Genomic DNA, 22434 nt, shown 5'->3' on the forward strand with positions numbered 1-22434 from the left:
CAACGTGAAAGGATGGCTTGTTCACCGAAGCATCAACAGCCTCAACAGGAGCGATGTTCCATCATGACCCAAGACGTTTCGCCTGAGCCGTCCAACGGCAACCGGCCCGATCTGGAGAACCTCGATGCAGCGCTCAGTCACGTGGATCAGCAGGTGTCGTCCGGCGGCATTGCGTCGGGCGCGGCGCGGGGCATTCTGTACAGCCTGATCGAAACGCTCGGCACCTTGGTGGGCGATCCCGATCTGCCGGAGCACGCGCGTTCGGGTTACGAAGCGCTGCTCGAAGCCGCTCGCGAATTGCGCGCGAAGCTGGATCACTGAAGGAGGACGCGGCGGTGCTGGGCGAGCGGCGCGGCATACGCGCAGCCGTTATATGCAGCGATTGAGCGCAGCCACGTCCTCGCATTTCAGCGCCGCACCGCAGCGCTTCCGTCATCTATGATAAAAAGGCGCACTGCTTCCAACACTGCGCTTTTTTATGTTCTCTGCGTCTGCATTCGCATTGCTGGCGGTCGGCATTATCGTCGTGCTGATTACGCCGGGGCCCACCAACACGCTGCTGGCCGCGGCCGGTTTGCGTCAGGGCGTGCGACGCTCGGTGCCGTTGATCGCCGCCGAGCTGGCAGGCTATCTCGTGTCGATTTCCGTATGGGGACGTTTTCTCGCGCACGCGGCGCATGCGCTGCCGTGGTTGCCGTCGCTGTTGCGCATAGCGGCGGGTGGGTACATCGCCTACCTGGCCGTCGATATGTGGCGAGCGGCGGTTGCGTTACCCGATTCGACTCAGCGCACCGGCAGCATGCGCACGTTGTTCGTGGCGACGCTGCTCAATCCGAAAGCCCTGCTGTTCGCGGGCACGATCTTTCCGGCTATCGCCTTCACGCAAATGCCGGCGTATCTCATCGCGATGCTGACGTTCGCGTGCCTCGCGGTGCCGATCGCGCTCGCGTGGATTGCATTCGGCGCGGCGCTCGGCAGCGGCAAGCTGTGGCTGGATCCGGTGAAGATGCAGCGCGGCGCGTCGATCGTGCTGGGCGTGTTCTCGCTGTCGCTTGCGTGGGCGGCGTTGCATTGAACGCAGGTTCGCGCGGCGATGGTGGGTGGTCACGCTTGCGCGTTGCTGTCGGCGCTTAACGCTTCGCGCCAATCCGGCGGCGCCGTCGTCATGGTCAGTTGTGGCGTGCCGTGCCAATCGGCGCAACGTTGCAACGCGCGGCGCAGATCGCCCGCGAGGCGAGCGCTCAAACGCACGCCCGGTTCGATATGCAGCGACTTCAGTTCGAAGATGCCTTGGGCCCGATGCGCTTTCGCATCCACGCGGCCGACCAGCTTGCCCCGGCTCAGCAGCGGCAGCACGAAGTAGCCGTATTTGCGCTTCGCGGCCGGCGTATAGCATTCGATCACATAGTCGAAGTCGAACAACGCGGCCGCGCGCTTGCGATCCCACACGACGGGATCGAACGGCGACAGCACCGTCGTCACGGTCGATGCGAGCTTGCCGCTCACTGCGTCGTCGAGCAGCGGCGCGAAGTCATGATGAACGAACGTGTCCTGTTTCCAGCCTTCCACCTGCACGGGAATCAGCTCGCCCGCGTCGGCGAGTGCATGCAGCTCGTCGCGATACGGACGGCGCGGCAGCCGGTAGTAATCGGCGACCCAATCGGCACGCGCGACGCCGAGCGCGCGGCAGGTGCGGCGCAGCACGTCGGCGGTGACGGTGTGGGCCGGCGGCAGATCGCGCGCGTCGTCCCAATCCGGCAGCACGCGCTCGGTCAGGTCATAGACGCGATGGAAATTGCGGCGCTCAGCGACCATCAATTGACCGATCGCGAACAGCACCTCCAAATGGCGTTTCTCGGGCTTCCAGTCCCACCAGCCATTGCTGGTGCCCGCCTCGCGGACGAAATCCGCCGAGCGCACCGGACCCGTCGCGCGGATATGCGCGAGCAACGTGTCGATGTCCTTGCGATGTTTGTCGTGCCATTCGGCCGCGTATTTCCAGCCCATGCCGCTCGGGTCGAGCATGCGATGACGCAGCAGGCCATAGTCTTCGATCGGCACGAAGCAGGCCTCATGCGACCAGTACTCGAACAGTTTGCCCGCGGCGAGATGTTCGTCGAGCCATTGCGGCGGATACGCGCCGAGCCGGCTGAACAGCACGAGATAAGGACTGCGCGCGACCACGTGAATCGTGTCGATCTGCAATTGCGCCATGCGGCGGATCGTGTCGAGCACATCGGCCTTGACGGCCTTGCGGCGCGGCGGCGTCAGCAAACCTTGCGCGGCCAGATGCAGGGTGCGGGCGGCAGGGAGCGGCAGTGTCTTCACGCGGGCGTCGGTCGATCAGTGAGTGACTGCGAGGGAAGCGGGCACGAGGCCCGACCTGGATCAGCAGCCGCTACTTTAGCGTGAATACGGCGAATGAATCGGAGCGGGCGCGATGCCCGCGACGGATTTACCAGCCGCGTCCATGATGGCGATCCCAGCCGCGATGGCGGCCATGGTCGTGATGCCAGCCGTGGTGGCGGTAATAGTCGCCGCGGTAGCCGTAACCGTAGGCCGGTTGCGGCGCGTAGACAACCGGCGGTGGCGGTGCGTACATCACGGGCGGCGCGGCGTACACCGGGCCGGGCGTATTGACGAACACGCCGACGTTCACCCGCGCCAGCGCTGCAGTCGATGCACAGGCGGCGGTAAGGCCAAGGGCGGCGAATACGATCGCGCGATAGACGCGTTTGATCATGCGAGGTCTCCATTTCGAAAGAGCCGGTCGTTGGCTGTCTAACGGCTAACGACCATCTTACGAAACGGGGAGCATCGCAGGTGCAACGAGTTGAAGGCGTGTGTAACAGCAGGTTACCCGTCGGACCTCGAGCGCTTCGCTGCGCCAAGGGCCGACGAGTGGCCCGGATCGCCCGGGTCAAGCACCCAGCGCGACCGCCTCGCCAGCAGAGACCGCCAGCAATTGATGGATCTGCGCGACCACCGCCGCGCCTTCCCCAACCGCAGCGGCGACCCGCTTGGTCGACCCCGCGCGCGCATCGCCGATCGCGTACACGCCTTCGACCGTCGTCCCGAGATCGCAGGTGGCCACGCCGTCCGCACTGGTCCCGGTCAGCACGAAGCCTTTGGCGTCGAGTTCCACGCCGCACGTGCGCAGCCAGTCGGTGTTCGGATCGGCGCCGGTGAAGAGGAACAGATGCCGCGTGTCGAAATGTTCGACGCCGTCGGGCAGCGGCTTTTTCAGGCCGACCGTTGCCAGTCCGCTTTCGTCGGCTTCGAGCCGGCCGATCTCCGTGTTCGGATGCACGAACACGTTCGGCAACGAGCGGATACGATCGATCAGATAGCGCGACATGGTCGCTTCAAAACCGCTTCGGCGGATCAGCACATGCACCTTGGCCGCGTGTGTCGCCAGATAGACGATCGCCTGACCGGCCGAATTGCCGCCGCCCACCAGCACGATTTCCTGGCGCTTGCAGAGCTTGGCTTCGACCGGCGACGCCCAGTAGTAGACGCCGCGTCCGTCGAAGCGATCGAGGCCTTCCAGCGCCGGCCGCCGATAAACCGCGCCGCTCGCAATCACGATCGTGCGCGCGGTGATATGCCCGCCGCACTTCAGCTCCAGCCGGTACGGCGACTCCGCGCAATTGAGCGCCTTCACGTTGACCGGAATCGCGACGTGCGCGCCGAACTTCTGCGCCTGCACGAACGCGCGGCCCGCGAGCGCCTGGCCGGAGATGCCGGTCGGAAAGCCGAGGTAGTTTTCGATCCGCGACGAGGCGCCCGCTTGCCCGCCCGGCGCGCGGCTGTCGAGCACGATCACCGACAGGCCTTCGGACGCCGCGTACACCGCGGTTGCCAAACCCGCCGGTCCGGCGCCGACGATCGCGACATCGTAGACATGGGAGTCGTCGAGGTCGGGCAGCAGGCCGAGGCAGGTCGCGAGTTCCGGCATGCTCGGGTGACGCAGCACCGAACCGTCCGGACAGATCACGAGCGGCATGTCTTCGCGTTGCGCGGCGAACTGCTCGATCAGACGCAGCGCGTCTTCGTCGCGTTCGTCGATCACGGAATGCGGATGGCCGTTGCGCGACAGGAAGCCTTGCAGCATCACGAGCTGCGCATCGCCGCTATTGCCGATCAGGATCGGGCCGCCCGCGCCCTTTTCGATCAGCGACACGCGCCGCAGGATCAGCGCGCGCATGATGCGCTCGCCGAGTTCCGCTTCGGCGACGAGCAGCGCGCGCAATCCGTGAGGCGGAATCAGCAGCGCTTGCACGGCACTGAGCGCGAGGCCATTCACGAGCGCGGGCCGTCCCGACAACTGACCGACCTCGGCAAGAAAATGCCCGGCGCCGTGTTCGCCGATCACGACTTCTCGCCCGATGCCATCGCGCTGATAAACCTTCACGCGCCCTTCGAGCAGCACGAACATACCGGGCCCGGTATGGCCGGTCTCGAACAGCAACTCGCCGGCATGCCACTGGCCGATCTCGCCAAAGCGGCGCAGGCGGTCGATTTCCGCGCAGGTCAGCTCGGGGAACATCTGGTGCATACGCGTCGCGAGCGACGAAAACGGCGCGTCGGCGATTAACGCCTGCTGTCCTTCAACATCTTGAGTCGAAACTTCCTGAGTCGAAAGCATTGAACCGCTCCTTCGGAGTTCATCGGTAGAACGAACGGGAGGCGAATCGGCGCGAGCGCGCCGATGCGGGTGCGCTGCGGGGGCTAGACGGCCTTCGGCGCGACGTCGTCGACCGCGACTTCAGGCGGCGGCATGTCGCGCAGCGCTTCCACCGGCTTGCCCGAGTCGCGCCAGGCTTCCATGCCGCCGCGCAGCGGCAGCACATCGGAGAAGCCGGCCTCGTTCAGTTGCTTGGCCATCCATGCCGCGGAAATCTCATTCGGGCAGGAACAGTAGATCACCAGTTTCTGATCGTGCGGATAAGTCGCGACGATCTCGTCGAGCTGGCGTTCGTCGGCGAACTTCGAGCCGGGAATGATGAACGGATCGAGCTTGCGTTTCTCGTGCGACCGGATGTCGAACAGCACCGGCGTTTGACCCGCCGCGACCAGCGTGGCGAGTTCGTCGACTTCGATGCGCGCGGCGGCGAGCTTCGAAATCAGCTGGCGGCGCCGGATCCACCGGTAAGCCGCGTACACCAGCAGCAGCGCAACGGCGACCAGCGCTGCCGTGCGGCCGAGCCGTCCGGCGATCGCGAACAGCATGTCGATCTGTCGCGCGAACAACGCGCCGATGATCAGGCCCGTGCCGGACCACAACGCGGCGCCGATGCTGTCGTAGGTGAGGAAAGTGCGGTAGCTCGTGCCCATGGCGCCGGCCATCGGAATCGACACGATCGACAGGCCCGGCACGAACTTGGCCACCGCCAGCACGCGCACGCCCCAGCGGCCGAAAAAGCGCTCGGTCTTTTTCACACACGTGTCACGCGACAGCGACAGGCGGCAAATCGTCTTCAGCGTATTGCCGCCATACACGCGGCCGGCAAAATACCAGGCGCTGTCGCCGATCAGCGTGGCGAAGATCGACAGAATCAGGACCGGCAGCAATAGCGTGCCGACCGAGCCGGGATGCATCGCCGCCATCGCGCCGAACAGCACGAGCGACGGCATCGCCGGCACCGGCAGCCCTAGCGAGGCGGCCAGCACGTTGGCGAAGACGAGCGCCGGCCCATATTGCTCGACGAGATCATGTAGCATCGACTTACATCCGCGGCCCTTGCGGGCGCGGCGCGGGAAAGGAAAGCAAAGGAGAATGCAAGGATTATGGACGCATTTTCAAGACGTGCAAACGGCTTGAAAATATGCCCTATATCTTGGGTTGAAAGCGCGTATTGGAAGTGCCAATGTGGCACACCGATGATTCGAAGCGCCGATTAGCGGCGCACGCAGAACAAACAGAAAAATCGAAGCTTGAGCGGCACGCCAAACGCGTGCGATTCAGTTGCATCGCTCGTCAAAAAAAATCCGCGCTCATACGCGCAGCCAGTTCAGGCGATTAACCCACCAAAAAGCGACTACAGCAGGCAGCGCGCAGCATGCGCCCAGCGAGCGCCATGCCGCGCGCGTTCCTTCATTGACGATGATTGTGCTGTTCGCCCGGCAACTCGGCGCCGTGCGCGCGAATCGCGGCAATCAGTTCGGCGGGCGTGATTTCGTAGCGCACTTCGCGATGTATGCCTGGCTTGCGCTCGTCGACCTCGATCAGAAGAATGCCTTTGCCGTCTTCTGTCGATTCGAGGCGCAGCGAGCGGAGTTCGCGAGCCGTTGCGTCGTCGTATTCGGTGAGCAGGGCCATTGACCCGGAGGACCCGGTAGTGCGCATCGAGGTTGTCCTTGTTCCGTTGTTGATCGAACCATTGTACGGGCAGGGTGGCGCGCCGTCTGTCGCGCGATGGTCACGTTTGCGTGACGGCTCGCGCACCCGCCTGCTTGCCGGGATGCCGCTGCGTGTTGCCTGGCGCGGTTCGCGGGGCAGCATGCGGTGACATCCGAGGGTTCAGTTTAACGCGACTCACCGCTACGACAATGCATTTTTCGTGCCCCGTGGCGGTGCGATCCTTCTGTGGCGCTGTCATGCGGCTGACGCACGATCCGGCTAGGAACGCGCAAGCTATCGCGGCTCGCGCAGGCGCTCCAGATCCAGCAACTCGGCCGCGCGCAACGGGGCGTCGGCAGCGAGAAAGAACTCGTCGAGTTGCGGCGGGGCGGCCGGTGTGCCGCTGAGCATCGCGTGGGCCTGCCCGCGATGATGAATCTGATGGACGAAGACATGCGGCAGCACCCCGCCGATGTTTTCACGTTGAACGCCGATCGTCGGACCACGGTCGATCCGGACTTCGCGTTGCAGATCACCGTCGACGAGCGACTCGCAGAACGCCAGCAGTTGCTGATCGCTCCGCGCCTGTGCATGCCATAGGTCGGCTGCGCGCGGATAGGGCACTTCGTTGTCGAAAATGGTGAGCCCCTCGCGGCCGTCGATCAGCGCATCGAAGTAATACTGGTCCACCAGCAGGATGTGATTCAACGTGAGTTGCAACGACGGGAAGAAGCTCACCCTGCGCTCGGCGAACGCGTCGTCGCTCAGGCTGAGGCACGCGCGGTAGAGGCGCAGATTCGACCACGCGTTGTTGCGCGCCATCGCGGCGAAATGCGCGGCGAGCGGATTGGCGTTCTGCGAGTCGGCAGGGATCACGTCGGCCTCCGGTGAGGGACAGCGTCGTAGGGCGAGTTCGAGTGTGAACGGAGCGGAGCCGCGCGGCAAGTCCCGCGCGGCTCCCGTATTGCCTCACCGTTCGTGCGTCGGATTGCCGCGCAATGGCTCACTGCGAATCAACCGCGAGCAGCCCACGGCCATGTTCGACGCACACAACCCGGCAAGCAAAAAAATAGCCCGTCCGGAATGGGACGGGCTGCTAAACGCCGTTGTTACTCGGGTCAGCCTGCCCTTACAACGATGGGCGCTGACGGTGTGATCCTCGCGCGCCAATAGCGGGCTGTCGAGGTAGGAGTAACGCCGATCTATCAGATCAAAGTGGCCTCTTCCCGCTCGATGGCGTGCGCGCTTGCATGAGTAACGGGCGCCGCAGCAGTCGCGCCGGCCCGGCGTGTTGCGTGGGCGGCGCGCGGCGCGGAAGCGGACGACGCCTCGGCGACGGTGAACAGCCGCACCGCTTCATCGAGGACATCGGCCTGCTCCGCGAGACGCTGCGCGGTCGCCGCCGCCTGCTCGACGAGCGTCGCGTTCTGCTGGGTCGCGCCGTCCAGATGCGAGACCGCCTGATTGACCTGGCGAATCCCTTCGGCCTGCTCGCTGCTCGCATTCGCCACTTCGACGATGATCGACGACACGCGGCCCACTGCTTCGTCGATCGCGCGCATTTGCGAGGTGGTGCGCGCGACCAGTGCGGTGCCCGCCGCGACTTCGCTGGCGCTCGCCTCGACCACCGACTTGATCTCCTTCGACGATGCCGCGCAACGCTGCGCGAGCATCCGCACTTCGCCGGCGACGACTGCGAACGAACGGCCCGCTTCGCCCGCGCGGGCCGCTTCGACGGCCGCGTTCAGCGCGAGGATGTTGGTCTGGAACGCGATGCCGTCGATTACGCCGGTGATGTCCGCAATGCGCCGCGACGCCTCCGTGATGCCGGCCATGGTCTGCTCGACCTGGCCCGCGATCCGGCCGCCTTCGGCCGCTGCTGCCTGCGCGTCGCGCGCGAGGTCGAGCGCGCGCACGCTGGCGTCGGCGTTGGCCTGCACGGTGGTGGTCAGCTCGTCCATCGTGGCGGCGGTCTCTTCGAGCGAGGCCGCCTGCAACTCGGTGCGTCGCGCGAGATCGACGTTGCCGCTCGAAATCTCGCGCGCGTTGTCGAGCATGCCGGTGATCTGCGCGCGCACGTCGTAGACGATTGCCGCGAGGTTCGCCTTCAACTGGTTCAACGCCTGCAACACGTCGCCGAGATCGTCGTGACGCGCGATCTGCAGATCGGCGGTCAGGTCGCCGGCGGCGAGGCGGGTCGCGAAGCCCGACATGTCGCCGATCGGCGCGGCGAGCTGGTGCGTCAGCACGCGCCACGACACGAAGCTGATCGCCGTGGCGACACCGAACGCGAGCCAGAACGGCGCGGGCGGCGTGCCCTGCCAGGCGACGAGGCCGGTCAGCAGCAACGCCAGCGGCGTGAGCGCGTAACCGGCCGCCGCGCGCGTCGCAACCGGCAGACGCATCAGCGCCTGCAGCCGTCCCGCGACGCCGGTGCGAACCACGACGCCCCGGCGCAATGCCACCCCGCGCGATTCGCCCGCGCGCATGCGTGCATACAGCGTCTCGGCGGCGCGCACCGCTTCGCGCTCCGGCTTCACGCGCACGCTGAGATAGCCGACCACCGCGCCGTTCTCCACCACCGGTGTGACGTTGGCGCGCACCCAGTAGTGATCGCCGTTCTTGCGGCGGTTCTTGACGAGGGCGGTCCACGGACGGCCTTCGCGGATCGTGGTCCACATGTCGGCGAAGGCTTCGCGCGGCATGTCCGGATGGCGGATCAGGTTATGCGGCTCGCCGATCAGCTCGTCGCGCGTAAATCCCGACACGGCGATGAAGGCCGGATTGCAGTACTGGATGCGGCCGCCCAGATCGGTTGCCGACACAAGCATGTGCGACGACGGGAATTCGTACTCGTGCCCGGTGACGGGCTGATTGTTGCGCATGACTTTCCTTGCTGATGCCGGCGCGCGTGGGCGCGGCGCTTACGTGATGCAAGGAGTAACGGCAATTAACCTCGCGAGCTTGAGGGTTTCCCAGTAAACCACTCAGGTTTATCGAGCGTCCGGCCGTTAATGCAGGGTTGTTCTGGACGGGACGAGTCGCCGTTCCGACAGAGCCCACAGAGCGCCGCGAGTCGCGTGCGGATTTCGAAGGCGCTACACTTCGCCCCATAAATATGGGGGCGTCGGCTGCACTGCGGCCGTTTCGCTAAAACATTTCATGCCGTCTTCGGATCGTTTCGCGCGCGCGAACCGTTGGACTTCGTCCAGCGCGTTGGCGAAGGCCGGCGCGCGCGTCGGGTCCGTACGGTTTTCGCAGCCGAACCGTCAGCAATGAGCCGCACAATCCATGCAACGCTGAGCGCGGTCCTCGCCTGTCTCAAGTCGCGCTCGTGTTCGCACGTGCCGGAACTCGACGCGTCGGAGCCGCTGAGCGCGAGCGCGGACGCCGCGGCGGAGGCGCCGCCCGGCGGCGTCGGTGAGGCGCCGGGCGTTGCCGCGCTTCACGCGGACGATCCACCCCACGCGTTCGCTTCGCGCGATCCGGGAACGGACGACCTGACTCGCTCCGCCGCGCCGGTCGACGAAACCGCGTCCGCGCTGCAAGGGCTGAGCGTGCTGGTCGTCGAAGACAATGCGCTGGTTCAGGCGATGCTCGCCGAGCAGCTCACGCGGCTGGGCTGCCTGCCGACTGTCACCGGCGACGGCCGGCAGGCGCTGGCGGCGCTTGCGGGCGCGCGTTTCGACGTGGTGCTGAGCGACATCGACATGCCGGTCATGGACGGCTACGAACTGCTCGCGCATTTGCGCACGTCGCACGCGAGCTTGCCGGTGCTGGCCTTCAGCGCCGGCGCGGACAATCGGCGCAACGACGGCTGGCGCGAGCACGGCTTCGCGGGGTATGTCGCGAAGTCGGCATCGGCGGACGAACTGGCGGCGGCGTTGCTCGCGGTCGCGCCCGGCGATCGGCGCGCGGCGCAGGTGGACGCCGCGTCGTCCGCACCGCCGCCGGCCGCGTTCAATTCAGACGATGAAGCGCGCTACCGCGCGATGCTGAAGACGCATCTGCAAAGCGATCTGTCGAAGCTCATGACGATCGTCGACGCCGAGGACCGCGACGCGTTGCGCGGTTGGGCGCATGGCGCGGGCGGCGCGTTTCTGATCGCGCGGGAGACGCGTTTCGCGCGCCAATGCCGCGAGTTGCAGCAGCTCTGCGACGACAACGCGCGCTGGACGACCGGGATGGACGAACGCGCGATCTCGCTGCACGACGAGCTGTACGACTACTTCGGACTGGATGAAGATTCGCTGCGTTGACGCTGCGCCGTCCGCCGCGGACCGGCTTCAGCCCGGCCGCTTCGCGACGAAGTCGATCTCGACCAGCGCGTCGCGCGCGAGCGCGGTGACGCCGATGCAGGTGCGGGCGGGCAGCGCGTCGGCGGGGAAGTAGGCGCGGTAGACCGCGTTCATCGACGCGTAGTCGCGCTTGAACTCGGTCAGAAAGATGCGCGCGGCGACCACGTGTTGCAACCCGAGACCGAGCCCGTGCAGGACCAGCACGAGGTTGTCCATCACACGCTGCGTTTGCGCGACGGCGCCGTCGGGCAAGGGCGCGTTGTCGTCGGTCGGCGAGGTCGGCATCTGGCCGGTGACGAACACCCAGCCGTCGGCTTCGGTGGCGTGGGAGAAAGGTCCGACGGGCGTCGGAGCTTGCGGGATCATCCAGAAGGTGGGGCTCGAGCTCATGAGAAGGGTCGGCGGCGCGTGTCGTTGTCGGAACGCTAAGCTAACCGATCAAAACTCTGGATGGCGAAACGTGTGGGGGAATCGGCGGCGTGGCGCTCGGAGAGCCGCCACGCGCTGAATCCGTCGCTCAAACCAGCCCGGTCGCGTAGTACACCGCGATCACGAAGAACACGGCCAACGTCTTGATCACCGTGACCGCGAAGATGTCGCGATACGACTGACGGTGCGTCAAGCCCGTGACCGCCAGCAGCGTGATCACCGCGCCGTTGTGCGGCAGCGTGTCCATGCCGCCGCTCGCCATTGCGACCACGCGATGCAGCACTTCCAGCGGAATATGCGCGGCTTCCGCGCCCTTGATGAACACGTCGGACATGGCCGCGAGCGCGATGCTCATGCCGCCCGACGCGGAGCCCGTGATACCCGCCAGCGTGCTCACCGAAACGGCCGCGTTGACGAGCGGATTGGGAATACTCTTCAACGCGTCGCTGACCACGATGAAGCCAGGCAAGGCCGCGATCACGCCGCCGAAGCCGTACTCCGACGCGGTGTTCAACGACGCCAGCAGCGCACCCGCGACCGCGGCCTTGGTGCCGACCGCGAAGCGCGAGCTGACGCGGCGGAACGCCGTCAGCACGACCATCACGATGCCCAGCAGCAGTGCGCCTTGCACGGCCCAGATACCGACCAGGCTCTTGACCGTCGTTTCGACCGGTGCGTGCAGACCCGGCAGGATCTCCGGCGTGATCGTGAAGGTCGGGCCGTACCACTGGGGAATCCAGCGGGTCAGCAGGAAGTTCGCCACGCCGACCACCACCAGCGGTGCGACCGCCAGCAACGGATGCGGCAGTTGCTGCGATTCGACGCGCTCCGGTTCGTTGACCAGCTCCGTGCCGTAGCCTTCGCCGGTCGCCATCGCGGCACGGCGGCGCCATTCGAGATACGACAGGCCGACCACGATGATGAACAGCGAGCCGATCACGCCGAGCGTCGGCGCGGCCCACGAGGTGGTCTTGAAGAACGTGGTCGGGATGATGTTCTGGATCTGCGGCGTACCCGGCAGCGAATCCATCGTGAACGAGAACGCGCCGAGTGCGATTGCGCCCGGCATCAGGCGCTTCGGAATATTGCTCTGGCGATACAGCTCGGCCGCGAACGGATAGACCGCGAACACCACGACGAACAGCGACACGCCGCCGTACGTGAGCAGCGCGCACACCGCGACGATCACCGCATTGGCGCGCGAGCGGCCGATGTAGCGAATCGCGGCCGCGACGATCGACTCCGAGAAGCCGGACAGTTCGATCACCTTGCCGAACACGGCGCCTAGCAGGAAGACCGGAAAGTACAGCTTCACGAAGCCGACCATCTTGTCCATGAAGATGCCGGTGAACACCGGCGCGACGGCGGCCGGTTCGGTGAGCAGAACGGCGGCGAGCGCGGCGATCGGCGCGAACAGAATGACGCTGTAGCCGCGATACGCGGCAAACATCAGAAACGCCAGCGCGGCGAGGACGATGACAAATGACATTGAGTCTCCAAAGCTTGGTTGTTCTACATGTACGCCGTCCTGACGGTGCGACGGCACGGCGCCGCAGAATGCAGGTTCCGTGCCACGCCCACAGCCACGGCCGATCTGTCGATCGACGCGGCCGATGCGGGAAGCATGCTGGCGCCGATTGTACCCAAACGTCTCTGAAACGGGACGCAAATCCGCCGAAGATTAGCCGAACTGAGGTTAAACCCTTATGAATCGGCCTTGCTGGCGATCTCTCCGATGAGATAAGCTGTCTCCAAATTGAGACAAGCACAATTAAAACGGTAGCCGGAGACAGCGACAACATGATGAATGACTGGGCGGGCCTGCCCGCCACCTACGGCGACGTCCTGCGCCGGGCGATGGAGTCGCTCTTTCGCACGTTCGAGAACTTTAGCGAAGGCACCTTCATCGTCGACGCCGAGGCGCGCGTCGTCTGGATCAACAAACGGTATGCGGCGCGCTTCGGTTTCTCGGACCCGCAGCAGGCGATTGGGCGCGATTGCGAGGCGGTGATTCCCAACAGTCTGATGCGCGAAGTCGTCCACACCGGCAAGCCGATCCTGCTCGACATCATGGAGACGGATCGCGAACCGCTCGTCGTCACGCGGCTGCCGCTCAAGGATGACGCCGGCGTGACGGTCGGCGCGGTCGGCTTCGCGCTGTTCGACGAGCTGAAGGCGCTGACGCCGCTCTTTTCCCACTACTCGCGCGTGCAGGAAGAACTGATCGCGACGCGCCGGTCGCTCGCGCAGGCGCGTCGCGCGCGCTACACGTTCGGCAGTTTCGTCGGCACGAGCGCGGCGTGTCTCGAAGTAAAGCGTCAGGCGCGTCGCGCGGCGCAACTCGAATCGCCGGTGCTGCTGCTCGGCGAGACCGGCACCGGCAAGGAGCTGCTCGCGCATGCGATCCACGGCGGCTCGGCGCGTGCGACTCAACCGCTCGTGACCGTCAACGTCGCGGCCATTCCGGACACTTTGCTCGAAGTCGAATTCTTCGGCGCCGCGCCCGGCGCGTACACCGGGGCGGACCGCAAGGGGCGCGTCGGCAAATTCGAACTGGCGAACGGCGGCACGCTGTTTCTCGACGAAATCGGCGATATGCCGTTGCCTTTGCAGGGCAAGCTGCTGCGCGTATTGCAGGACAAGGAGTTCGAGCCGCTCGGCTCGAACCGGATCGTGCGCGCCGATGTGCGGATCATCGCGGCGACGTCGGCCGATCTGCCCGCGCTGGTCGCGGCGGGACGCTTTCGCGCGGACCTGTTCTATCGGCTCAACGTGCTGACGATCCACGCGCCCGCATTGCGCGAGCGGACCTCCGACATCGAGGCGCTGGCCTACGCGATGCTCGAGGACCTGTCGACGCAGACGCGCAGCGGCAGTCACTTCGAATTGCAGGACGATGCGCTGCGGCTGCTGTGTTCATACGGATGGCCAGGCAACGTGCGCGAGTTGCGCAATACGCTGGAGCGCGCCGTGATGCTGTCCGACAGCGAGCGGATCGACGCGCGGACGCTGGCGCCGTTCCTGGGCTCGGCGCAGGGCGGGAGCCAGCGCTCCGCCGTGGCCGGCGCGACGCCGCCCGTCGGCGGCCAAACGCGCACGCTGCAAGCGCCGGACGTAACGGCCGACGCGCCGCTCGAGTCCGCGTCGTGGAGTGACGCGATGGCCGCCTTCGAGAAGCGCTTCCTGTGCGACGCTTTGCGCGCCAACGGCGGTCGCGTGATCGACACCGCCAACCGGATCGGCATGGGCCGCGCGACGCTCTACAAGAAGATCGCGGCTTACGGAATCGAAGTCTGAAAAGTCCCGCGACGTCGGTGACGCAGCGTAATTGCCGCGTGGCACAATCGCGGGATCGAAAAACAAGACGTTGACCGGGGTTTCCAATGAACCGCAATTTCTCCTCGTTCGCGCGCCGGGTCTTCGCCACGCTGGCGGTCGGCGGCATGGCCGCGCTGAGCGGCTGCAGCAGCAGCGCACCGCTGTTTTTGTCGGATGGCCGCGCAACCACGCTCGTGCAGTGCCCGGCCGGCTCCGATTCCTGTTCGCAGCAGGCCGCCGCCAGTTGCGGCGGCGCGTTCGACGTCGTCCGCCAGTCCAGTGAGGGCGGTACGCTCAGCCTGATCTACGCCTGCCGCGCGAAGTAGCGCGACCTCGCGCGACGCCGGCGCAAGGCCGGTGGTTCGTCCGCCTGACCCGGTTTCCAGCCTTCCCATGCGCATCTCGCGATGCGTGCGGGGGCGTTATGCCGCGACGCCCGCCGCCTCCGGGAGAGACCTCCCAGCGAGCACCGGCCCGCCCCGCGCGGCGCCCTCATGGTGTTAAGCACATGGCCGTCATAAATACCTGTGCTTAATATGCATCCAATCACAAGGTAGTATGCGTATTGGATTTAACGGCACGTTGTCGCGGTCCGTGCCGAGTTAATGCCGTGGGCGTGGACGATGATTAACGGCTTTAAGTCCGCCCGATTCGTCATTGGGCGGAGTCGGTGCGGCACCTAACGGAGCGCGAAGTTTGTCAGCGGTATTCTTTTCGCACAGTTCGGGATTTAACCTAGCACGCATCTTTTTCCGAATTTTTCTGACGCGGCAGACAGTCAGGAATGATTTTCCGTTTTCGGCAAGGGCCGCCGGCCTTTGCATGCGGCACGTTCCGTGCTTCGATTTATGCTTTTAGACCATTTCAATATAATCCGGGGAAGCAATGAATCATCATCAACTCGAAAAAGATATTGAGCATCTGGAACACGTTATTTCCCATATTTCCGCTGAAGACCGTATCCCGCTGTCATATTGGCGCAACCGTATCGATTCGGTTTCCGGCGCGGTTCTCGTGCCCGCGCAGGCCAGTCGAATCAAACGGCTGAATGCCGCGTTATCGGCATTGGAAAATCGGCACAAAGCCTGATGGCTCCGACAGCGGAAAGCCGTCGCGTAACCTCTGCGCACGTCACGTTGTCCGCGGCAACAGCGGAACGTAGCGGCCGGACTCCTCTCGTCATCGACCCAGGATCAGCATGCAACCAGCCGGACTTTCCGCGACCCGCCTGACCGCCTTGACCAACGCGTTGCAAGGCTACGTGGAACGCGGCGAAGTCGCGGGCGTGGTGTCGATGGTGTGGCGACGCGGCGAAGTCGGCTATTTCGAGCCGCTCGGCTGGCGCGACGACGCCGCGCAGTTGCCGATGGAGCGCGACACGCTGTTTCGCATCGCGTCGATGACCAAGCCGGTGACCAGTGCCGCGATCCTGATGCTGATCGAGGAAGACCGGCTTGCGCTCGACACGCCGATTTCGCTGTGGCTGCCCGAACTGGCCGCGCCGCGCGTGCTGCGCGACCCCAGCGGTCCGCTCGACGAAACCGATCCGGTCAAGGCGCCGCTCACCGTGCTCGACCTGCTGACGCATCGCGCCGGTTTCGCCTACCACTTCACCGCGACCGGCCCGCTGGCCGAAGCGTACGCGGCCGCTTTCAACGGTTTCGAGGGGCACGCGGACAACAGCGCCTGGCTCGCCCGCATCTCGGCATTGCCGCTGATGTTCCAGCCCGGCTCCCGCTGGCACTACGGCATCGCGACCGACGTGCTCGGCGTGCTGGTCGAACGCGTGAGCGGTATGTCGCTCGGCGATTTTTTCCGCACGCGGATCTTCGAACCGCTCGGCATGCGCGACACCGCGTTCTCGGTGCCCGACGCGCAACTCGCCCGGCTGGCCACCGCGTATGGGGTCGAGCCCGGCACGCGGCGGCGCGTGGTCGAGGATCATCCGTCGGCGAGCCGCTGGGCGAACCCCGACCGCTTCCAGAGCGGCGGCGGCGGGCTCGTTTCGACCGCGCAGGACTATCTGCAATTCGCCCAACTGCTGCTCGGACGCGGCCGCGTCGGCGCCACGCGTTTGCTGTCGCATCGCTCGGTCGATCTGATGCGCTGCAATTTTTTGACACGCGACCAGCGTCGCGTGCCGGCCTTCGGGCATGTGCTGTGGGCGGGCCAAGGCTTCGGCCTCGGCGTTTCCGTCGTCGACGACCCGGCGCAGCAACTGCCGCACGGCTATCGTTCAATGGGTTCGTTCGGCTGGCCGGGGGCTTACGGCACGAGCTGGTTCGCCGATCCGGTCGAAAATATGATCGGCCTGATGCTGATCCAGCGACGCGCGATCGAACCCTTCCCAATGGCGGTCGACTTCGAACGCCGCGTGTACGATGCCATTGACGACTGAGAGCAGGTACCGCCGCCGCTGAGTCGTTCCGCATGGGACGGCGCGCGCCTGGCGGGCCGCTCTATCCGGCACTTTATTCGTCTGATAGTGTCCGCACTGCAATTCTTCAAATAGATTGGGGGAGCACCGCCATGGCTTCGTATAAACAGTTGACTGCCCAACTCGAAAAACTCCACAAGGAAGTCGCAGCGGCCCGCGAAAAAGAAGTGGCGCAGGCGATCGCCGACATCAAGCAGAAGGTCGCCGAATATGACCTGACCGCCGAAGAACTCGGCTTTACGAGCCAGAGCAAGCCGGCTCGCAAAGCGGCGACGGCGTCAGTCGCGAAGTACCGCAATCCGAAAACCGGCGAGACCTGGAGCGGCCGCGGCCGCTCGCCGGCGTGGCTCGCGGGCAAGAATCGCGAGCGCTTTCTGATCGATCTGTGAACGCGTGTCGTTGGCGTGGCGCTTGGCTCGTCGTGCGTTGCGCGACGGGTGTCACGCGAAGAATCTTCTGAAGTGATGCCGCGCGCGACGGATTTCGCACCGCTACGCGAGTCCCGAAAACGCTCACCTTTGACACCGGCCCGAACGCGGGCAGTGAGCTTTTTCGCCTGACTCTCTTCACAGCGAGTTGTTTCGGTGAGCCAGGTTTTGTCGCTTGACGCACCTCGCGGCAACGCTCCCGCGCACTTCCCGACTGACTCGCGCGATTTCTCCCGAAACCCGCGCCGGCCTTTGCTGGCGGGCGTTCCCAGGCTATGCGAAGGATCTTGCGGAGCGTTGCGCGCCCAGGTTTGGCGTTGGGCCATTACGTTTGGCGCTCTCGCAAGCATGGCCGCGCGGGTGCGTGAATAGAGCCGCCGCGTCTTCACCTTTCGAGGCGCTTCGTCGCCCGCGCTCACAAGTCCCGAAAACTCTCACCTTTGCGCGCATCGCTCCGCATGGCTGCCCGCGTCAGGCCCAAGCCACAGGCAACTCGCCCCGTACCCCGACCCGCGCGGGCGGCCCGGTTTCCCCCTCGCGCCGCGTCGGGCGTGTATCATTCGTTCCCTGCGCTGTTCTGCGCTGGCGATTCCCGTATTGTCGAAGGTTTGTTCGTGACCTGATTCCGGCGCGGCGAAGTGTGCCAGTCGATGCGGGTTCCGGCCCGACTCCCGCAGCTCGACGCCGCCGCGCAAGGCGCGGCATCCCGGCCGCCACAAGCCGCCGGGAACCGCCCGAACCTCCTATCTGTGACCGCCAGACCCGATGTCAGTCTCCGAACTCAAACGCCGCCGCACGTTCGCGGTTATTTCCCACCCGGACGCGGGTAAAACCACGCTCACCGAAAAGCTGCTGCTGTTCTCGGGCGCGATTCAGATCGCCGGTACCGTGAAGGGCCGCAAGAGCAATCGCTACGCGACGTCCGACTGGATGGAGATCGAAAAGCAGCGCGGCATTTCGGTCGCCAGCTCGGTGATGCAGTTCGAGTACGGCGACGCCGTCATCAACCTGCTCGACACGCCGGGCCACGAAGACTTCTCCGAGGACACGTACCGCGTGCTGACCGCGGTCGACGCCGCCGTGATGGTGATCGACGGCGCGAACGGCGTCGAAGCGCAAACGCTGAAGCTGCTCGAAGTCTGCCGTAGCCGCAAGACGCCGATCGTCACCTTCATCAACAAGCTCGACCGCGAAGTGCGCGAGCCGCTCGAACTGCTCGACGAAATCGAGCAGCATCTGGGCGTGGCGGCGGTGCCGTTCACGTGGCCGATCGGCATGGGCAAGGAATTCCAGGGTGTCTACGACATCCAGCGCGACCAGGTGCGCGTGTTCCGCGCCGGCCAGGATACGGCGGGCGGCGCGGTGGAAACGCTGCAAGGCCTGAGCGACGAGGAAGGCGAACGCCGCTTCGGCCATAGCTGGACGAAGGCTAAGGAAGAGATCGATCTGATCACCGGTGCGACGCCCGACTTCGACCGCGAGCAGTTCCTGGCCGGTCAGCAGTCGCCGGTGCTGTTCGGCTCGGCGATCAACAACTTCGGCGTGAAGGAAATTCTCGACGCGCTGGTCGACCTCGCGCCGCCGCCGTCGATGCGCATGACCGTGCAGCGTCCGGTGATGCCCGACGAGCCGAAGTTCACCGGCGTCGTGTTCAAGGTGCAGGCGAACATGGACCTCGCGCACCGCGACCGCGTGGCGTTCATCCGCGTGTGCTCGGGACGTTTCGAGCGCGGCATGGCCGTGAAGGTCACCCGTTCGAACAAGACCTTCCGCGCGAACAACGTGGTGACGTTCCTGTCGCAACGTCGTGAGACCGTGAGCGAAGCGTATCCGGGCGACATCATCGGTATTCCGAATCACGGCACGCTGAGCCTCGGCGATACGCTGACCGAAGGCGAGCAACTGCAATTCGTCGGCCTGCCGTTCTTCGCGCCGGAAATTTTTCAGACCGTCGAAGTGGTCGACCCGATGCGCGCGAAGCAACTCGGCGAGGCGCTGAAGCAACTCGGCGAAGAAGGCGCGATTCAGGTGTTCCGCCCGGAAGTGGGCGGGCTGATGATCCTCGGCGCGGTCGGGCAGTTGCAGTTCGAGGTCGTGTCGCATCGTCTGTCGACCGAGTACAAGGTCGACGTGCGGATGGCGCCGGCGCGCTATCGCCTGTCGCGCTGGGTGACCTGCGACGACGCCGCCGAACTGCGCCGCTTCACCGATTCGTACGCGGCGCGGATCGCGCTCGATGCATCCGATGCGCCGACGTATCTGGCGTCGCACGTGTCCGAGATCGAAGTCGCGCAGAAGGCGTGGCCGAAGATCGTGTTCAACGAACTGCGCGAGCATTCGGGTGCGCCGTTCAGGAAATCGATGTGAGCGCCTGCTGTCGCTACGCATGAATGAAGAAGCCGCGTCGATGACGCGGTTTTTTTTGCTCGCTGGTTTTGCTCGCTGGTTTCGACGCGCGCCAGGCTCTTGACGCCACCACCCCGCGCAAGCCCACGACTTCGCCTATGCTGACGAGACACGCGCCGCGCCGCGAGGCTTGCGCGTCCTCCTCACTTTCGCGGAGCGCCCGTGACCGTACGCAATCTCGACGCGTTGTTTCGACCCAAATCCGTCGCCGTAATCGGCGCTTCCGAGCGGCCGGGCAGCACGGGCGCGATGGTGTGGGCGCGCGTGCTGGAAGGCGGTTTCGACGGCCCCCTGTGGCCGGTCAATCCGAAGTACGAAACGCTGGGCGGCCATACCGTGATCGGCGACGCGGGCGATCTGCCGCAAGCGCCCAGCGTCGCAGTGATCTGCACGCCGCCCGCCACGTGGCCGGCGCTCATCCATAAGCTCGGCGGGTTGGGCACGCGGGCGGCGATCATCGTCGGCGAGGCGCGCAGCGAGGAGGATCGGCTCGCGCTGCGGCACGCGTTGTCGGCGGCGCGGCCGCATCTGCTGCGCATCGTCGGGCCCGGCAGTCTCGGCGTGGTGTCGCCGGCGATGCGCGCGCATCTCGGCGCGCCGTCGTGCACGGTCAAGCCGGGCGGCGTCGCGTGGGTGTCGCAGTCGAACGCGCTGACCAATGCGGTGCTTGGCTGGGCGCAAGCGCGCGGGCTCGGTTTTTCGCACGCGGTCGCGCTCGGCGACGAAGCCGACGTGGACGCCGGCGACGTGCTCGATTACCTTGCGAGCGACCCCGGCACGCGCGCGATTCTGCTCGAACTCGACACCGTGCGCGCGGCGCGCAAGTTCATGTCGGCGGCGCGGGCGGCGGCGCGCAACAAGCCGGTGCTCGCGTTGCGCTCCGGCCGCGCCGATCCCGCCGACGCGCTGTACACCGCCGCGTTCCGGCGTGCGGGCATGGTGCGCGTCGATGCGCTCGACGATCTGCTCGACGAAGTGGAAACGCTCGGCGTCGGACGCGTGGCGGCGGGCGGGGCGGCGACGCTGATCACTAGCGACCGCGGCCTCGCGACGCTCGCGTGCGATGCCTTTGCCGCCGCCGGCGGCATGCTTGCGCCGTGGCCCGACGCAGCGTCGGACGCGTTGCGGCAGGTATTGCCGCACGCGGTCGGCGGCAATCCGCTGCAACTCGGCGACGACGCGCGTCCCGAGCATTTCGGCAGCGCGCTCAAACTGCTGGCGGAGCATCGCAGCACCGGCACGGCCTTCGTGGTTCACGCGTCGACGCACGGTGCGCCGGTCGGCGAGGTCGCGCAGGCGCTGATCGAGAATCAGCGGTTCGCGTATCGCGGTTTGCTCGCGTGTTTCTTCGGCGGGCTGGATGCCGCCACGCGCGACGCGTTGCACGTGCAGGGCATTCCGGTTCATACGACACCGCAGCGGCTCGCGCGCGCGTTCGCTCGTCTGGTCGATTACCGGATGGGCCGCGAACTGCTGATGCAAACGCCGGAGGGCTTGCCCGCGCAAATTCCCGACGCGATCGACGCCGCCCAGGCGCAGGCTTGCGCGGCCCTCGCCGCGGGCGAGCAGGAGTTGACGGGCGAGGCGGCGGCGCGGTTTCTCCAGCGGTTCGGGCTGCAGGTTGAAGCGTCGGCGGGGGGCGGCGCGCTGAGCGTGGCGGAGGTCGCGGGGCAGAAGCCCGCGCCGGAGTCCGCGCAAAAACGCACGGTCAAGGCCACGCAACAGGCGGCACAAACACCAACGTTCGCAGCAGCAGCGCCCGCCCAACCGCCCGTAGCGGATTGCGCAGAAGACAGCGCGGGGCGGTCGGCAAAACCCGTGGTCGACATCGCCGTCGAGCTTCACGACGACGACAACTTCGGCCCCGTGTTCCGCTTCACCGCGCCATCGGTGGACGGCGTGTCCGAAGCGCTGCGCGTTTACGGTCTGCCGCCGCTCAATCCGGTGCTCGCGCGCGACCTCGTCACGCGTTCGCGCTATGCGCGGCTGGTCGCGCCGGAGCCGGCGCTCGCCGCGCTGACGGCGCTGTCGCAGGCGGTCTGCGACGTCAAGGAGATCGTCGGTCTCGGGCTGACGCTGCGAGTCTACAGCGATCGTGTGACGGTGGTCGATCCCACGCTGAAGCTCGCCGCGAAACGCAGCCGCCTGGCGATCGTCCCGTACCCGCGCCGCTTCGAAGAGACGCTCGACTGGCAGGGTTTGCGGGTGACGGTGCGGCCGATTCGGCCGGAAGACGAAGCCGCGCATCACGACTTCGTCGAAGCGATGACGCCCGAGGATTTGCGGCTGCGCTTTTTCGGCGCGGTGGGAAGCTTCGACCACTCGCAACTCGCGCGGATGACGCAAATCGACTACGACCGTGAAATGGCGCTGATCGCGACCGTCACGAGCGACGAGGGGTTCACGCGAACCTTGGGTGTGGTGCGCGCCGTCGCGGATCCCGACAACGAGACCGCCGAATTCGCGGTCGCGGTGCGCTCGGACCAGAAGGGCCGGCGGCTCGGTCAGCTGCTAATGGAGCGGATCGTCAGGTATGCGCGGGTGCGCGGGATCCATTGGCTGGTCGGCGAGGCGCTGCGCGAAAACAGCGCGATGATCGCGCTCGCGAAGGCCTGTGGTTTCACGATTACGCCGACCGAAGATCCTGGGGTGGTGGGCTTTCGGATGGCGCTGGACGAGACGGCCGAGGGCGCGGCATAAACGTGAAGGACGTCGAGGGTAACCGGTCAGCCGGTCTCCCGCTTAACCGGCGAACCGAAGCGGCGACCGGTGCCG

The 22434-nt window shown here is 66.0% G+C and carries 19 protein-coding genes; 10 read left to right on the forward strand and 9 right to left on the reverse strand.

Annotated elements, in window-relative coordinates; all coding sequences use genetic code 11:
- The first annotated feature begins 63 nt into the window (after positions 1-63).
- A complete protein-coding gene (locus BGI01S_RS15510) occupies positions 64-321 on the forward strand; it encodes a hypothetical protein (RefSeq protein WP_042326657.1) in 258 nt (85 codons plus the stop codon).
- Positions 322-478: 157 nt separating this feature from the next.
- Entirely contained in the window at positions 479-1075 is a 597-nt protein-coding gene (locus tag BGI01S_RS15515; RefSeq protein WP_042326659.1) for a LysE family translocator, read from the forward strand.
- Positions 1076-1104: 29 nt separating this feature from the next.
- On the opposite strand, the gene BGI01S_RS15520 is transcribed toward BGI01S_RS15515, so the two are convergent.
- The 7 genes from BGI01S_RS15520 to BGI01S_RS15550 all read right to left on the reverse strand — a co-directional run bounded on the left by BGI01S_RS15520 (position 1105) and on the right by BGI01S_RS15550 (position 9228).
- A complete protein-coding gene (locus BGI01S_RS15520; RefSeq protein ID WP_042326661.1) occupies positions 1105-2328 on the reverse strand; it encodes a winged helix-turn-helix domain-containing protein in 1224 nt (407 codons plus the stop codon).
- A 127-nt stretch (positions 2329-2455) separates the two neighbouring features.
- Positions 2456-2743, reverse strand: coding sequence for a hypothetical protein (locus BGI01S_RS15525; RefSeq protein ID WP_042326663.1), 288 nt, complete (start codon positions 2741-2743; stop codon positions 2456-2458).
- Between the two features lie 177 nt (positions 2744-2920).
- Positions 2921-4648: an FAD-dependent oxidoreductase gene (locus BGI01S_RS15530; RefSeq protein ID WP_042326665.1), complete on the reverse strand. Its 1728-nt coding sequence runs from the start codon at positions 4646-4648 to the stop codon at positions 2921-2923.
- A gap of 83 nt (positions 4649-4731) precedes the next feature.
- Positions 4732-5724: a DedA family protein/thiosulfate sulfurtransferase GlpE gene (locus BGI01S_RS15535; RefSeq protein ID WP_042326667.1), complete on the reverse strand. Its 993-nt coding sequence runs from the start codon at positions 5722-5724 to the stop codon at positions 4732-4734.
- A 373-nt stretch (positions 5725-6097) separates the two neighbouring features.
- Positions 6098-6349, reverse strand: a complete 252-nt coding sequence (locus tag BGI01S_RS15540; protein ID WP_007178686.1) for a hypothetical protein — start codon at positions 6347-6349, stop codon at positions 6098-6100.
- A 288-nt stretch (positions 6350-6637) separates the two neighbouring features.
- A complete protein-coding gene (locus BGI01S_RS15545; protein ID WP_042326668.1) occupies positions 6638-7219 on the reverse strand; it encodes a DinB family protein in 582 nt (193 codons plus the stop codon).
- 329 nt (positions 7220-7548) lie between these two features.
- On the reverse strand, positions 7549-9228 hold the full coding sequence (locus BGI01S_RS15550) for a methyl-accepting chemotaxis protein (RefSeq protein ID WP_042326669.1): 1680 nt from the start codon (positions 9226-9228) through the stop codon (positions 7549-7551).
- 390 nt (positions 9229-9618) lie between these two features.
- On the opposite strand from BGI01S_RS15550, the gene BGI01S_RS15555 reads away from it, so the two are divergent.
- Complete coding sequence (locus BGI01S_RS15555) at positions 9619-10602, forward strand: response regulator (RefSeq protein ID WP_042326671.1); 984 nt, start codon at positions 9619-9621, stop codon at positions 10600-10602.
- Positions 10603-10629: 27 nt separating this feature from the next.
- On the opposite strand, the gene BGI01S_RS15560 is transcribed toward BGI01S_RS15555, so the two are convergent.
- Together BGI01S_RS15560 and BGI01S_RS15565 are read right to left on the reverse strand one after the other, a co-directional pair.
- Positions 10630-11031 carry a RidA family protein gene (locus tag BGI01S_RS15560; protein ID WP_042326672.1) on the reverse strand — a complete coding sequence of 134 codons (402 nt, stop codon included), beginning with the start codon at positions 11029-11031 and terminating at the stop codon, positions 10630-10632.
- A 127-nt stretch (positions 11032-11158) separates the two neighbouring features.
- Positions 11159-12559: a GntP family permease gene (locus tag BGI01S_RS15565; protein ID WP_042326673.1), complete on the reverse strand. Its 1401-nt coding sequence runs from the start codon at positions 12557-12559 to the stop codon at positions 11159-11161.
- A 311-nt stretch (positions 12560-12870) separates the two neighbouring features.
- Here BGI01S_RS15565 and BGI01S_RS15570 point away from each other — a divergent pair, with 311 nt between their 5' ends.
- From BGI01S_RS15570 to BGI01S_RS15600, 7 genes are all read left to right on the forward strand, one after another.
- Positions 12871-14367: a sigma-54 interaction domain-containing protein gene (locus BGI01S_RS15570; protein WP_042326674.1), complete on the forward strand. Its 1497-nt coding sequence runs from the start codon at positions 12871-12873 to the stop codon at positions 14365-14367.
- 86 nt (positions 14368-14453) lie between these two features.
- Positions 14454-14714, forward strand: coding sequence for a hypothetical protein (locus BGI01S_RS15575; RefSeq protein ID WP_042326675.1), 261 nt, complete (start codon positions 14454-14456; stop codon positions 14712-14714).
- A gap of 559 nt (positions 14715-15273) precedes the next feature.
- Positions 15274-15477: a hypothetical protein gene (locus BGI01S_RS15580; protein WP_042326677.1), complete on the forward strand. Its 204-nt coding sequence runs from the start codon at positions 15274-15276 to the stop codon at positions 15475-15477.
- A 109-nt stretch (positions 15478-15586) separates the two neighbouring features.
- Entirely contained in the window at positions 15587-16786 is a 1200-nt protein-coding gene (locus tag BGI01S_RS15585) for a serine hydrolase domain-containing protein (RefSeq protein WP_042326678.1), read from the forward strand.
- A 131-nt stretch (positions 16787-16917) separates the two neighbouring features.
- Positions 16918-17214 (forward strand): H-NS histone family protein, encoded by a 297-nt coding sequence (locus BGI01S_RS15590; protein WP_042326680.1) that lies wholly within the window; start codon positions 16918-16920, stop codon positions 17212-17214.
- An 804-nt stretch (positions 17215-18018) separates the two neighbouring features.
- On the forward strand, positions 18019-19620 hold the full coding sequence (locus BGI01S_RS15595) for a peptide chain release factor 3 (RefSeq protein ID WP_042326683.1): 1602 nt from the start codon (positions 18019-18021) through the stop codon (positions 19618-19620).
- Between the two features lie 201 nt (positions 19621-19821).
- Positions 19822-22359, forward strand: a complete 2538-nt coding sequence (locus BGI01S_RS15600; protein ID WP_042326685.1) for a bifunctional acetate--CoA ligase family protein/GNAT family N-acetyltransferase — start codon at positions 19822-19824, stop codon at positions 22357-22359.
- Positions 22360-22434: the final 75 nt, after the last annotated feature.

It is taken from the genome of Paraburkholderia ginsengisoli NBRC 100965, from assembly GCF_000739735.1.
Lineage (GTDB): Bacteria > Pseudomonadota > Gammaproteobacteria > Burkholderiales > Burkholderiaceae > Paraburkholderia > Paraburkholderia ginsengisoli.

Coding starts and splice junctions, on each gene's coding strand:
- BGI01S_RS15510 (WP_042326657.1), top strand. CDS start 64: ATGACCCAAGACGTTTCGCCTGAGCCGTCCAACGGCAACCGGCCCGAT.
- BGI01S_RS15515 (WP_042326659.1), top strand. CDS start 479: ATGTTCTCTGCGTCTGCATTCGCATTGCTGGCGGTCGGCATTATCGTC.
- BGI01S_RS15525 (WP_042326663.1), bottom strand. CDS start 2,743: ATGATCAAACGCGTCTATCGCGCGATCGTATTCGCCGCCCTTGGCCTT.
- BGI01S_RS15530 (WP_042326665.1), bottom strand. CDS start 4,648: ATGCTTTCGACTCAGGAAGTTTCGACTCAAGATGTTGAAGGACAGCAG.
- BGI01S_RS15535 (WP_042326667.1), bottom strand. CDS start 5,724: ATGCTACATGATCTCGTCGAGCAATATGGGCCGGCGCTCGTCTTCGCC.
- BGI01S_RS15540 (WP_007178686.1), bottom strand. CDS start 6,349: ATGCGCACTACCGGGTCCTCCGGGTCAATGGCCCTGCTCACCGAATAC.
- BGI01S_RS15550 (WP_042326669.1), bottom strand. CDS start 9,228: ATGCGCAACAATCAGCCCGTCACCGGGCACGAGTACGAATTCCCGTCG.
- BGI01S_RS15555 (WP_042326671.1), top strand. CDS start 9,619: ATGAGCCGCACAATCCATGCAACGCTGAGCGCGGTCCTCGCCTGTCTC.
- BGI01S_RS15560 (WP_042326672.1), bottom strand. CDS start 11,031: ATGAGCTCGAGCCCCACCTTCTGGATGATCCCGCAAGCTCCGACGCCC.
- BGI01S_RS15565 (WP_042326673.1), bottom strand. CDS start 12,559: ATGTCATTTGTCATCGTCCTCGCCGCGCTGGCGTTTCTGATGTTTGCC.
- BGI01S_RS15570 (WP_042326674.1), top strand. CDS start 12,871: ATGATGAATGACTGGGCGGGCCTGCCCGCCACCTACGGCGACGTCCTG.
- BGI01S_RS15575 (WP_042326675.1), top strand. CDS start 14,454: ATGAACCGCAATTTCTCCTCGTTCGCGCGCCGGGTCTTCGCCACGCTG.
- BGI01S_RS15580 (WP_042326677.1), top strand. CDS start 15,274: ATGAATCATCATCAACTCGAAAAAGATATTGAGCATCTGGAACACGTT.
- BGI01S_RS15585 (WP_042326678.1), top strand. CDS start 15,587: ATGCAACCAGCCGGACTTTCCGCGACCCGCCTGACCGCCTTGACCAAC.
- BGI01S_RS15590 (WP_042326680.1), top strand. CDS start 16,918: ATGGCTTCGTATAAACAGTTGACTGCCCAACTCGAAAAACTCCACAAG.
- BGI01S_RS15595 (WP_042326683.1), top strand. CDS start 18,019: ATGTCAGTCTCCGAACTCAAACGCCGCCGCACGTTCGCGGTTATTTCC.